We start from the raw sequence: 11,952 nt of genomic DNA, 5'->3' as shown, positions 1-11,952 counted from the left end.
CCGCTGCCCTATGCGCTGCCGCCCTTCTGGCACTCGGGCGCCGGAGCGGTGCATGCGCAAGGTTCGGTGGCGCAATAGCAGGGCGCGCCGCACGAGAACTTGGTGATGTCGGCCTCGATGTCATTGCCGCTCTTGGTGGTGGTGAGCGGGGACATCGACGTGCTGTTGTCAGTCGTCCAGTAGACGTTGCTGGACGAGGGCGGAGCCGACGGGAGCGCGAACTTGACGTGCGCCGGCTTCGAGAAGGTCAGGAGCGGCGGGTCGAACTTGTATACTGGCGACAGGAAGGCGCCGGTGCCGGCTTTCGCCACCGAGGTGATGGTGATGTCCGTGTCGGCGGCGAGGGCGCCGGCCGGGATCGTCAGCGTGACGAGCTCGAAGGTGATGCTGCCGCCGGCCGCGCCGATCTTCTGAGACTTGCTCTGACCCGAGCCTTGCTTGCCGCCGGCGCCGCCGGTGCCCGCGCCGCCGGTGCCCGCGCCGCCGGTGCCCGCGCCGCCAGTGCCGCTGCCAGCGGTCCCGCCGCTGGCCGAGCCAGCGCTGCCGCCGGTACCGCTGCCTGCCGCGCCGCCGGTACCGCTGCCCGCGGTGCCGCCGGTACCGCTGCCGCCGGTACCGCTGCCGCCGGTACCGCTGCCGCCGGTACCGCTGCCGCCGGTACCGCTGCCGCCGCTGCCGCCGCTGCCTCCGCCGTCGTCATCCGAACCGCAGCCGGGAACCAGACAAGCCGAGACCAACAAGCCCAATGCCAAAGATCGACGCATGAATTACCCCACAGGTTGCGCGGCGCAAATCGGCGTCCGCGTGACCGGAGAAGCTACCAGATCTCCGGGCCTAGCGCATGACGGACGTCAACACTCTGCGCGCTCGACGTCCTGGAACAGGCCGAGGCGCGTATCGAGCGCGACGTGGGTGTCGGCGGCGCCGAGCTCGACGATGCGCAGCGCCTCGGGCTCGTCGTGGCCCATCAGTACGAGCAGCGTGCCGGTCTTCGTCCGTAACGCGCCCCGCAGGTAGAAACCCGCGTGCTGTGCGACGGGGTGGTCGAGCTCGTCCACGATCAGCACGTCGCGGCGCTCTTCGCTGCAGCTCGGAGTGACGAAGCGGAGGACGTTGCGCTCCACGATCTCCTGGTCGACCTCGGGAAGCGCCCAGCGGTGCAGCCACACCTCGCTCTCGCCGAGCTGCCGGTCGGCGGTGCCCTGTGCTTCGTCAACGTGCGCGGGGTGGATCCACGCGGCGCTGGGGTCGTCGCCGTCGAGGGCGATCAGGAAGGAGTGGTCGTGGGTCAACGCCTCGCAGCCCTCGAGCTCGAATCCGGAGTGCTTCGGGCCGGGCAGGGAGGTGCCAGCGTACCCGCCGAAGTCCAGGCTCAAGCGCACGGCGCGGGTGGCGCGGGCGCTGCAGCGTCCCTCGGGGCCGACCAGAGTGAAGCGTCGTGAGATCTTCGCGCCGGTGGCGACCTGAAGCGCGAAGCCCCCGGGCAAGAGCTCGCGCTCGCCTTGCACCTCGACGCCCGAGAGCGGCGCGGAGAGCACGAACGCGCGCCTCCCGGTGGAGAGCACCGCGTGGGCGCCGGGCTTCGAGTCCGAAGCTGCTGCAGGCTTGGGCGTGCCCGCCGCCGAGAGCGGAGGCGCGGGCGCGACCTTCGCGGGCGCCGCCGGCGTCGAGGAGGCGCAGGCGCCGAGCAGGAGAGGGAGCACGACGATACACAGACGACTTGGACCGTTGGACATCGTCCAGGCCAGGAGCAAGCCACGTGCCGTGGGCATTTCCAGGAGCTTTCGCCGAAGAGCTCCGCCAAGGCGTGGCTCGCCGCCCACGCCTCAGGGTTTGCCTGTCTTCACCTTGGCGAGCTCCGCTTTCGCCGCGTCGAGGCGGCGCTTGGCGGTGATCATGCGCTGCGGTTTGGCGGCCTGACGCTTGGCCTGGGCTTCGTAGCCGGCCACGGCGTCTTCCAGAGCCTTTACCTGTCCCGCGTGGTCGCCCAGGCCCGCCAGGATGTCCGCCTTGATCTCCAAGAAGCGCAGCCGGCGTGGCCCCTCGGAGTGCTTGAGCGCGCGCTCCACCGCGGCCAGCGCCTCCGGGTACTTCTTCAGCGCGAGCAGCACCCCCGCCAGGCGCCCCGGCGGCTCGTAGGAGCTCGGCAGCTGCTTCTCGCGCTGCTCGAGCAGCTTGATGGCGTCGGCTGGTCGCCCCATCGCCAGGAAGGCGTTGGCCAGCGCCGCGTCGTAGGTCTGGGCGGCGGCAGGGGTAGGAGCTTCCTTCGAGGCCTGCTCGAGAATGGCCAGGCGGTCGACCAGCGCCTTCTGCACGCCTTGCTTGTCGCCGAAGCTCGAGAGCACGTCGGCCAAGACGTCGAGCGTGTCGGCTCGGTCGTCCGGGGTGGCCTCGGGGTGAGGGGACGCGGCGATGGCGCTGAGCCGCGCCTTGACCGCCTCCCGCGCGGCCTTGCGCTTCTGCGCGTCTTTGGCGTGCTCGGCGCAGTCGAGGAGCACGCGGGCGATGTCGGTGGGCTTCGCGGCCCCACGCACCTCGCCGAGGTGTTTGTTCCCGGCTTCCAAGCACTGGTCCGCCCGCCCGGCGTTGAACAGCGCGCTGACCCAGCCCGCGATGGCCTCGCTGCGCCTGGGCCAGTCCGCCGGCGCGCGCTCGACGGCCGTCTTGTAGTGCTTGGCCGCCTCGTCGTACGCGGAGCGCGACTGGGCGCTCTTGCCCGCGAGCAGCGCCGCGAGGGGGGATTTGGGGTCGAGCTTGTCGGCCCGGCGCGCGTCGCGGGCCGTGATGGCCTCGCGCACGAAGTCGTCCATCTCCTTGACCGAGCCGGACCCCGGCCAGTAGCCGAGCACGTCGCCCTTCTCGGGGTCGAGCACGAAGAACGTGGGCCAGACGTCGATGGCGTGTTTGTCGACGAACGCCGCGTTCTTCTCCTTCTCGGTGTCCAGCGCCACGAACACCACGTGCTCGCCCAGCGAGCGCAGGGCCGGCGAGTCGAGCACGTAGTGCTTCATGCTGATGCAGGTGTGGCACCACTCGGCCCAGGTATCGACGAAGACGAGCTTGCCTTCCTTCTTCGCGCGCTCGAGCGCGGCGGGGACGTCGTCCTCGATCCAGGTCAGGGGCGGGTGCGTGTCGGTCGCCACGGCGTCTGCCGCCGCCGTCGCGCCCGCATCGGGGGCGGTGCTCGCGACCGGTTCCGAGGTCGGCGCATTGGGCACCGACGGCGAGGGAGCCGGAGCACAGGAGCAGGCGGCGCAGGCCAAGAGCGCGACGAGACGCATCCTGCGGAGCGTAGTCCGGAGAGCGAGCGTCGTCGATCAGCGCGCGCTCGGCGCAGGCGCCGGCGCCCTGCTCGGGCCGCCGGACAGGCTGACGTACGCGACCGGCACCGCGGCGCCGATCAAGGCGATCACCGCGCCGCGCCCGATCAGGCCTTTCCTCCCCGGGATCATGAACAGCCCCGAGAGCGCCAGAAACAAGAGCAGGACCGCGTAGGCGTCGGCTATCAGCGTCCAGGCTTGCTTGCCCCGGTTCAAGTGCAGCCAGTTGGCGAGCCTGAGGAAGAAGCGCGGGCTCTGGCCCTCTTCGACGACCTTGCCGCTCCGTGTGTCCACGTGGAAGGTGCGCTGGTCGAACACCAGATCGAGCTGGCTGTCGTCGGCGCGGTACACCTCCCGCGGGGTCTCCGTCACGCCGAGCGACGCCAGCACCGAACGCGCGGCTTCGTCGTCGTCATCGGGGAGGGGCGTCGTCACCTGATGCGTGCGCTCCAACTGGCGAAAGCTCGGATCCCAGTCGGCGATGTGGTTCACCGCCAGGCCGCTCACGGCGTAGATGACCGTGAGCCCGATCACCAGGTAGCCGAAGTCACGGTGCAACGCCCGGAGCCACGGGCGCCAGCCCGGCTTTCGCTTCGGCTCGCTCAAGCGTGGCGCTCCTCTTTCCACGGGTCAGCGTGGTCGTGGTAACCGCGCTGCTCCCAGTAGCCTGGCTCGTTCCTGCGGGAGAAGCGGATCGCCGTGACCCACTTCGCGCTCTTCCAGAAGTACAGATCCGGGAGCACGATGCGCGCCGGCGCTCCGTGGGCGCGGGGCAGGGGTTTGTCCTCGAGTCGATGGGCGACCAGCACGCTGGGCGCGAGCGCGTCAGCGAGCCGCACGTTGGCGGTGTAGCCGTGGGCCGCCTCGAAGATCACGTAGCGCGCGCTCTTCTTCAGCTTGGCCTTGGCCGCCAGATCCTTCACCCGTGCGCCCTTGACCCGCACGCCGAGCGCGGACCAGCCGGTGACGCAGTGCACGTCCACGGCCAGATCGGCTTGGGGCAGCGCGAGGAGCGCGGCCATGTCCAAGCTGAAGGGGCTCTCTACCTCGCCGTAGACCTTCAGCCGGAAGGCGCCGGGGCTCGGATCGCCGGCGTCGCCGCCCATGGCCTTCCAGCGCTTGAGCACGCGCTGCCCCGGCGGCAAACGCGGGCGGCCGTCGGCGCGAGTCTGGGCGCGGGCCTGGCGCGTCAGATCGTCGGCCAGGAGCCAGACCCCGCCGCCCAGGGCCAGGACGGCGGTGCCGGTGACGGCGGTTCGGATCAGCTCGCGGCGGGACATCAGGGCCGCGAGCGCGGCGCGTTTCTCTGAGTCGAAGTCGGTCACGTAGCGGGGACTACGAGCGGCGGAGCCGGTCGGTTTCCTGCGTTCTTGCCCACCTTGTGGCATGCTCACCCCGCCCGCATGTGCCGCCTGTTCGGCTTCCGCAGCGTGATCCCGAGCCAAGTCCACCGCTCGCTGCTCGCCGCCGAGAACGCCCTCGGCAAACAGAGCAACCAGCACCCGGACGGCTGGGGAGTGGCCTTCTACGTGGACGGCTCACCACACGTCACCAAGAGCGCGGAGCTGGCGCTGGGCGATCAGCTCTTCCACCGCCTGAGCGGCGTGGTCGCCAGCGAGACCGTGCTGGCCCACGTGCGGCGGGCGACCCAGGGCGAGAAGAGCGTGCTCAATTGCCACCCGTTCCAATACGGACGCTGGGTGTTCGCGCACAACGGTGACATCCCCGGCTTCGAGCGGCACCGCGCGGCGCTCACCGCGGAGATTCAGCCGAAGCTCCGGCGCTTCGTGCTCGGTGACACTGACAGCGAGCTGGTGTTCCTGATCTTCCTGTCGTTCTTGAGCGCGAACGGCCCGCTCGGTCGGCGCCACACCGTGGACGACGTGTCCAGCGCGCTCCGCGCCGCGATCCAGCGCGTGCGAGCCATCTGCGACGAAGGGACCGCGGAGCGCGCGTTGCTCACGCTGATGGTCACCGACGGCGACACCATGGTCGCCACGCACGGCGGCAAGGAGCTGTACTGGTCGAGCTACAAGACGCGCTGCGCGGATCGCGACGCTTGCCCGAGCCTGTCCGCGGAGTGCGAGGCGCCGTCGCGCACTGGGTTCGTCAACCACTTCATCCTGTCCAGCGAGCCGCTGTCGGGGGAGAACGTCTGGGAGGCGCTCTCGGACGGCGACGTGATCGGCGTGGATTGGCGTATGCGCGTGCTCAAGACGCACATCGATCGGGTGGCGCTGCCCATCGCGGCGGCGCAGTGACGCGCCCTCCCAGAGCCCCGGCCGAGCGCGGAGAGACTGTCCGCCAGTCGATCGCGGCGGCGCTGCACGGCCCCGCGCTCTCGGCCCGGGAAATCTCCGAGGTCGTGCGCATCCCCGAGCGCGAGGTGGGCGAGCACTTGATGCATCTCGAGCGTTCGCTGGCCGCCGAGGGCGAGCGCTTGGAGATCGAGCCCCCGGCGTGCAAGGCCTGCGGCTTCGTGTTCGAGGCGCGGGTCGGGCGCCCGAGCCGCTGTCCCAAGTGCAAGAGCGAGCGGCTGAGCGTGCCGCGGTTCCGGATCCCGAGTTGATGGGTCCAGCGCTCACAGCTGGAGGGACTTCGTCTCCAGGTACTCCTCGAGCCCGTGCCGGCCGCCTTCGCGCCCGATGCCGCTCTGCTTGTAGCCGCCGAACGGCGCCACCGGGTTGAAGGCGCCGCCATTGATGTCCACCTGGCCGGTGCGCAGCCGGCGCGCCACGCGCTCCGCTCGGGCCGCGTCCTTCGACCAGACGCCGCCGCCCAGGCCGTAGATGCTGTCGTTGGCGATGCGGATGGCGTCCTCCTCCGTGTCGTAGGGGATGATGCAGAGCACCGGGCCGAAGATTTCTTCTTGCGCGATGCTCATCTCGGGGCGCACGTCGCTGAACACCGTGGGCCTGACGAAGAAGCCGCGCGGCTGGTCTGCCGGAGGCTCGGCGCCGCCGGTGACCAGGGTCGCGCCCTCCTCGATGCCCCTTCGGATGTAGCCGAGCACGCGCTCGCGCTGAGCCGCAGAGACCAGAGGGCCGAGCCGGCCCTTGCCCTCGAGGGCGTTGCCCAACGTGAACTTCTCGGCGGCGGCCTTGGCCAGCTCCGTGGCCTCCGCGAGGCGAGCGCGCGGCACCAGCATTCGAGTCCAGGCCGAGCAGGTCTGGCCCGAGTTCAGGTAGCAGTTGCTGACGCCGGCCTTCACCGCCTGGCCGAGATCGGCGTCGTCCAGGATCACGTTGGCGCTCTTGCCACCGAGCTCGAGCGCCAGGCGCTTGATGCTCTTGGCCGCCAGCTCCGCGACGCGCCGGCCCGCGCGCGTCGAGCCGGTGAAGCTCACCATGTCGACCTTGGGGTGTGCGGCCAGCACCTCGCCCACCGTCGGGCCATCCCCCGAGACCAGGTTGAACACGCCGGCTGGCGCGCCGGCGGCGTGCATCACCTCCGCCAGCACGAACGCCGAGAGCGGCGCTACCTCGCTCGGCTTGAGCACCACCGTGCAGCCGACCGCCAGCGCCGGCGCCACCTTCGCGAGCACTTGATTCAGCGGGTAGTTCCAGGGCGTGATGCAGGCGACGACGCCCACCGGCTCGCGCACGACCAGGGAGTTTTCCACACGCTCCTCGAGCACCAGATCCTGGGCGGCGCGGGCCGTGGCCGCCAGGTTCGACACCGGCAGGCCGACCTGGATGGGCCCGGCGAGCTTGAGCGGCATGCCGACCTCCGAGGCGATGAGCTCGGCTATCTCGCTGTGTCGCGCGCTCAGCCCCTCGGCGACGCGCAAGAGGAGCGCGGTGCGCTCCTCACGCGGGGTGCCGCTCCAGGCGGGGAAGGCCTGCGCCGCCGCCAAGACCGCGCGCTCGGCGTCGCCGGCGCTGCCTGCCGGGACGCTGCCGATCTTCTCCTCGGTGGAGGAGCAGACGACGTCGAAGCTGCCCTCGCCGGTGGAAGGGACCCACTCGCCAGCGATGTAGTGTCGCTCGAAGACCCTCATGCCGCGAGCTTTGGAGCCGGCCGAGACCCGAGTCAAGGCACGCTGGCACGGACCAATGGCTCAGGGCATAGTGCGCCCCCGGATGAAGACGCTGACGAGGCGACTGGGTGTGTGTGTCGGGCTGGCGGGGCTGCTCTACGCTTGTGACAAGGGCAGCGGCGCTGCGCCAACCGCGGCGAGCGTGGCACCGAGCCCGGAGGCGGTGAGCATCGCCTCGGCGCTGGCCATCCCCAGCGCGTCGAGCGCGCCGGCGCCGAGCGTCTCGGCAGCCGCTCTGGAGGAGGACTCGGGGGCCGCGCCGGATTCCGGTAAGCCGAGCGCCGAGGCCGCCGCCCCAGAGCCCAAGGCCAAGGCCGATCCCCAGGGCGTGAAGCTCGTCGAGGCCGGCAGCGAGCCGCGGCAGAAGCTCCGCTACAAGTTCGTCGTCGATCGCACCGACCGGCTCCAGATGACGACGACCAGCAGCATGAAGATGCAGATGGGGGAGCAGAAGGCGGACGTGCCCACCGCTCCCGCCGTGCGAGTGGTGGCGGCGCTGACGGTGAAGGAGGTGGCCGCCGACGGCAGCGCGCGGCGCACGCTCCTGCTCGAGGACGTCGGGCTCTTGCCCGGGCCCGGTCTGAGCAAGGAGCAGCGCGACCAGGCCGAGAAGAACCTGAGCGCGCTCGAGAAGCTGACCGGCAAGGACCGGGTGGACTCCCGGGGCTTCGTGCGCCAGGTCGAGCTCGACTCTTCCAAGATCGACAACCCGGCGCTGAAGCAGGCGCTGGCGTCGATGCAGCAGACTTTCGATCAGATGGGTGCGCCTTTCCCCGAGGAGGAGGTCGGCGTCGGCGCGAAGTGGCAGGTCAAGTCACGGCTCGATCAGATGGGGATCAAGCTGTCTCAGGTCGCGGACTACGAGCTCGCGGAGATCTCCGGCGACAAAGGCAAGATCAAGGTCAAGATCCAGCAGACCGCGCCGGGCGGCACGATGAACCTCCCTGGTCTGCCGCAAGGCGCCACCGCAAAGCTCGTGAGCATGAGGGGCTCGGGCAAGGGTGAGCTCGGCTTCGATCTCGGCCGCAGCATCCCCGACGGCCACATCGACACCAAGAGCGAGGTCAAGGTGAGCGTCACGCTCGCGGCGGAGAAGCAGGAGATGCGGACCAAGATGGAAGCGCGGGTGGTGTTCAAGCCGCTCACGAAGTGAGTCAGCTCTTCTCGAACGAGAGCACGAAGTCGAACGCCCCGAGCGCGCGCTTCTCGGCCTCGGCGTCGCCTTGGGTCACCGCGCGCACCGAGACCACACGGGCGGGCAGGCGCCGGAGCACGCGCCCCGGGATGGCGTCCCTGCGGCAGTGCCCGGCACCCGCCATCACCACGAGCTGACGGCCCGGGAGCTTGACCCCGAGCCAGCGAGCGGCGCTCTCCGCCATGGTCTCGTCCCAGACCACCTGCGCCGCGTACAGGTGGTGCGGGTTGCCGTGCGGGTGACCCCGCATGGTCTCGTCGAACCAAGCGCGATGCTCGCGATCCCCGAGATCCAGCTCCGGAAGCTCACGCTCGAGCTCGCGCTCCAGGGAGCCCACTCCTTTGCGCGCGACGGCGCGGGTCAGCCGGCGCGGCGCGTTCAGGGCGACCAGCGGCAGGCCGCGGTGTCGGGCGAGCTCGAGCTGCGGCCGGTAGTAGGCGAAATCCCAGCCCCAGCGCTCCGACCAGTGGCTCTCCTCCAGGAACTCGTGCTCGTCCAGCTCGAGCTTCGCGTAGCCGTCGAGCGCGCTCTGCTCGGGACGCGCCACCATCTCGAGCCCCAGGCCGACCTCGCGGCCGCTCATCCCGCTCCGCTCGACCAACCCCGCGAGCACCACGAGCTCGGCGTAGTGCGAGAGCGGGTCGGCGTGGTCTTCGCCGACGCAGACCAGGTCCGCGCGGGCGAGCTCGTCGAGCAGCCCCTCCGGTGAGAGCAGCTCGCCGCCGTCGGCGCGTACGCCCACGAACGGGGCGGCGGCCCGCTCGACCACGTCGGGGGGGACCGGCGGCCGGCTGCCGTGCGGGTTCTTCTCGCCCGCGTGCTCGGCGGCGAGCTCCGGCGCCGACGCGCTCTCCGCCGGGAGTGGCGTGCGGCCCGCGCACGCGGCGAGAGAGAGCGCGGTCGCTCCGAGCGCGAGTCGTGACCCGATCATGGTGTCGTCAGTACCCCCGTTCGCGTAGGGACTCCGGCAGGAGCGAGCTCGGCTTGCCGCTCGCGACCACCCAGAGCTGGTGCGCGGCGCGGGTGGCGCCGATGTGGAGCAAGTGCCGGGCCTCCTCTTCCTTCGGATACGCGGCATCGCTGACCTCGACCAGGATCACGTAGTCGAACTCGAGGCCCTTCACCTGACGCACGTCGGTGACGTCGATGCCGGCGCGGAACGGGAAGTCCTGATCGGCAATGCGGCGCAAGTACGGGACCTCGGCCTTGCGCAGCCCGTCGTAGTAGAGATCCGCTTGCTCCGGGTAGCGCGCCACTACGGCGACGGAGGCCCGCGGCTCGAGCCGCATCAGCTCGCGCAGGGCTTCGCCCAGGAAGCCGACGGCGTCGCCGGCGTGGGCGAACACGAACAAGTCGACGGGCGCGCCGCTGCGTGTCGCTCGCGGGGCGTCCTCCGGAGCCAGGGGCCCCAGCGCCTCACGGGCGAAGTCGATGATCTCCTGCGTGGAGCGGTAGGCGAGCTTCAAGGGCTCGACCGCCACGTGGGACAGGCCGAGCTCCCCGAGCACGGTCTTCCAGTCAGAGAAGCCGTTGTCCATCAACAGCCGCTGAGCGACGTCGCCGGCCAGGGTCACGCTCCGCGCCGAGCTCACGGTGTCGAGGACCACCGCTAGCTCCACCGGGGACAGATCCTGAGCCTCGTCCACGAGCACGTGCTCGTACACCAAGGCGTCCTTGCCCTTCACGTTGCGCATGAGCGGGCCGCGCAGGCGCTGGCAGAGCCTGAGCAAGAGCGCGTCGTCCTCGCGGTCGAGGTGGACGTGCTCGTCCAGCTCACGGCCGTCCACGCCGCGGCCGAAGTCCTGCTCCTCCTCGGCGTCGCGGATCTCGAGGTGCTCCTCGTCCCCGGTCTTCTCCGGCTTGTCGCCGCCGCCGCCGCCGTGGGGCCCCTCAGCGAGCAGCTCCATGTGGTGGACCAGCTGGCTGGCGTGGGCCGCGCACCAGTTGTGAGCGCGCTTGAGCTCCGGCTCGCTCAGCTCACCGGGCGCCCACTTGCGGAAGGCCGCCGTGACGGCGCCCTCGTCGCTGACGAGATCGGCCCACGCTGCGACCACGTCGCGGGCCTCGCGCACGCCCTCGCGGGTCAGGCGCTCGAGCGCAACGCGGGGGTCCGTCGGCAGGCTGCGCCCGCTCTTCTCCAGCCACGCGCCGACGCTGAACACGCGGTGGGCGAGGGGACGCTCGGGAGCGCGGGTGAAGGTCGCGAGCAGAGCGGCGCCGCCCTCCGTGTCCTTCGCTTGGCCCAGGGCCTTCTCGATGCGCGCCTCGAAGCGCGCGGCCATCTTCGTCACGTGCTCGTCGATGGCCTTCAGCATCGCGGGGTGCTTCTTCAGCCGCGTGACCACCGCCGGGGTGTCCTCGCTGTAGCGGTTCGGGACCGACGGCAGCTGGATCTCGCGCACGCGCTCCGCCCAGGCCTCGTAGGTGCGAATCGGGATGCCCTCGACGCCGAGGGCGGGCAAGACCTGCGAGATGTAGCGGGCGAGCGCGGCGTTGAACACCACGATCAACATGCGATCGGGGCGGAAGCGCCGCGGGTCCTGGAAATTCAGGTAGGCCAGCCGGTGCAGCGCGATGGTGGTCTTGCCGCTGCCGGCGCCGCCTTGGATCACGACCAGGCCGGAGTTCGGCGCGGTGATCAGCTCGAACTGGCGCTTGTCGATCAGCGCCGTGATCTCCTTCAGGTGCTTGTCCTCGGTGAGCTCGTCGCCCCCGATGCCGAGCTTGCCCGGACGGTGGAGCTGGTCCGCGCGCGCCGCGGTGCCTTGCCCGCCGTGCAGCTTCAGCGCGTCGGTGCCGAGGCGACGCCACGTGCCCGCAGCGGTGCGCGCGAAGGTGCCCTGCGGAGCGGTGATGCGCCGGAGCGTCCGGTCCACGATGCTGACGCTGCGCCGGATGACGACCTCGCCGTTGACCTCGCGGCCGCCGAAGACCTCGTCGTATTCGTCGCCCTCGTCGTAGCGGTAGTACAGGCGGCTGACGGGCGCGTCGCGCCAGTCCACGATGCGCACGCCGCTCTTGGTGTCCAGGTAGGTGCCACGGCCGATCAGCACCTCGCGCCGGCGCTCGCCTTCTTCGAGCACCATGCGGCCGAAGTAGGGGGATTTCGCGTCCACGTAGCTCTCGGTGGAGGTGCTCTGGTGTGCTGCCAGGACCTGCAACCGTTCCATCTGTTCGACCAGCGGGGGCACGTCTTCCAGACGCGCGACGGCGATCTCGTCGCGCAGCGCCAGCATCTGCGACTCGTAGTCGATGGGCGGGCGCTCGGACTCGCGGGCCTTGCGCCCGTCGAGGTGCCCGAGCACGCGCTCGAGGCACTGCTCCTCCTCACCGACGATGGGGCTCTGTTCGGGGTCCTTGCCCTCGGGCTCGACGCTGCTCTGGCTTTGCACGGGAAG

At 70.7% G+C, this 11,952-nt stretch carries 11 protein-coding genes; 3 read left to right on the top strand and 8 right to left on the bottom strand.

All coding sequences use genetic code 11. From position 1 onward, the window contains the following. Nucleotides 1-8: 8 nt before the first annotated feature. The 5 genes from HS104_12325 to HS104_12305 form a co-directional block, all read right to left on the bottom strand. Nucleotides 9-764: a hypothetical protein gene (locus HS104_12325; protein MBE7480755.1), complete on the bottom strand. Its 756-nt coding sequence runs from the start codon at nt 762-764 to the stop codon at nt 9-11. An 87-nt stretch (nt 765-851) separates the two neighbouring features. After that, nucleotides 852-1,772: a hypothetical protein gene (locus tag HS104_12320; GenBank protein MBE7480754.1), complete on the bottom strand. Its 921-nt coding sequence runs from the start codon at nt 1,770-1,772 to the stop codon at nt 852-854. 54 nt (nt 1,773-1,826) lie between these two features. Next, the gene (locus tag HS104_12315; protein MBE7480753.1) at nt 1,827-3,281 is read right to left on the bottom strand and encodes a thioredoxin family protein; all 1,455 of its coding nucleotides are present in this window, start codon (nt 3,279-3,281) and stop codon (nt 1,827-1,829) included. A gap of 36 nt (nt 3,282-3,317) precedes the next feature. Beyond that, entirely contained in the window at nt 3,318-3,947 is a 630-nt protein-coding gene (locus HS104_12310) for a PepSY-associated TM helix domain-containing protein (protein MBE7480752.1), read from the bottom strand. Continuing rightward, nucleotides 3,923-4,600, bottom strand: a complete 678-nt coding sequence (locus HS104_12305; GenBank protein ID MBE7480751.1) for a molybdopterin-dependent oxidoreductase — start codon at nt 4,598-4,600, stop codon at nt 3,923-3,925. The genes HS104_12310 and HS104_12305 overlap by 25 nt, the downstream gene beginning before the upstream one ends. 123 nt (nt 4,601-4,723) lie before the next feature. Between HS104_12305 and HS104_12300 the strand changes: the two genes are divergently transcribed. Next, nucleotides 4,724-5,581, top strand: a complete 858-nt coding sequence (locus HS104_12300; protein MBE7480750.1) for a class II glutamine amidotransferase — start codon at nt 4,724-4,726, stop codon at nt 5,579-5,581. After that, nucleotides 5,578-5,889, top strand: coding sequence for a transcriptional regulator (locus HS104_12295; protein MBE7480749.1), 312 nt, complete (start codon nt 5,578-5,580; stop codon nt 5,887-5,889). The genes HS104_12300 and HS104_12295 overlap by 4 nt, the downstream gene beginning before the upstream one ends. A gap of 12 nt (nt 5,890-5,901) precedes the next feature. Here HS104_12295 and HS104_12290 read toward each other — a convergent pair whose 3' ends face one another. Continuing rightward, nucleotides 5,902-7,320 (bottom strand): aldehyde dehydrogenase family protein, encoded by a 1,419-nt coding sequence (locus tag HS104_12290; protein MBE7480748.1) that lies wholly within the window; start codon nt 7,318-7,320, stop codon nt 5,902-5,904. 82 nt (nt 7,321-7,402) lie between these two features. On the opposite strand from HS104_12290, the gene HS104_12285 reads away from it, so the two are divergent. Then, the gene (locus tag HS104_12285) at nt 7,403-8,512 is read left to right on the top strand and encodes a hypothetical protein (protein ID MBE7480747.1); all 1,110 of its coding nucleotides are present in this window, start codon (nt 7,403-7,405) and stop codon (nt 8,510-8,512) included. A gap of 1 nt (nt 8,513) precedes the next feature. On the opposite strand, the gene HS104_12280 is transcribed toward HS104_12285, so the two are convergent. Together HS104_12280 and HS104_12275 are read right to left on the bottom strand one after the other, a co-directional pair. After that, complete coding sequence (locus HS104_12280; GenBank protein MBE7480746.1) at nt 8,514-9,485, bottom strand: ChaN family lipoprotein; 972 nt, start codon at nt 9,483-9,485, stop codon at nt 8,514-8,516. 7 nt (nt 9,486-9,492) lie between these two features. Then, nucleotides 9,493-11,946 (bottom strand): ATP-binding domain-containing protein, encoded by a 2,454-nt coding sequence (locus tag HS104_12275; protein MBE7480745.1) that lies wholly within the window; start codon nt 11,944-11,946, stop codon nt 9,493-9,495. Nucleotides 11,947-11,952: the final 6 nt, after the last annotated feature.

This window comes from Polyangiaceae bacterium (assembly GCA_015075635.1).
Classification (GTDB): domain Bacteria; phylum Myxococcota_A; class Polyangia; order Polyangiales; family Polyangiaceae; genus JADJKB01.
Note: the sequence above shows the minus strand (reverse complement) of the source record. Positions and strands in the feature narration are given on the sequence as shown.

Excerpts from the sequence above, each read along its gene's own strand:
- HS104_12300 (MBE7480750.1), top strand. The coding sequence starts at position 4,724 with ATGTGCCGCCTGTTCGGCTTCCGCAGCGTGATCCCGAGCCAAGTCCAC.
- HS104_12280 (MBE7480746.1), bottom strand. The coding sequence starts at position 9,485 with ATGATCGGGTCACGACTCGCGCTCGGAGCGACCGCGCTCTCTCTCGCC.
- HS104_12315 (MBE7480753.1), bottom strand. The coding sequence starts at position 3,281 with ATGCGTCTCGTCGCGCTCTTGGCCTGCGCCGCCTGCTCCTGTGCTCCG.
- HS104_12325 (MBE7480755.1), bottom strand. The coding sequence starts at position 764 with ATGCGTCGATCTTTGGCATTGGGCTTGTTGGTCTCGGCTTGTCTGGTT.
- HS104_12285 (MBE7480747.1), top strand. The coding sequence starts at position 7,403 with ATGAAGACGCTGACGAGGCGACTGGGTGTGTGTGTCGGGCTGGCGGGG.
- HS104_12320 (MBE7480754.1), bottom strand. The coding sequence starts at position 1,772 with ATGCCCACGGCACGTGGCTTGCTCCTGGCCTGGACGATGTCCAACGGT.
- HS104_12305 (MBE7480751.1), bottom strand. The coding sequence starts at position 4,600 with ATGTCCCGCCGCGAGCTGATCCGAACCGCCGTCACCGGCACCGCCGTC.
- HS104_12290 (MBE7480748.1), bottom strand. The coding sequence starts at position 7,320 with ATGAGGGTCTTCGAGCGACACTACATCGCTGGCGAGTGGGTCCCTTCC.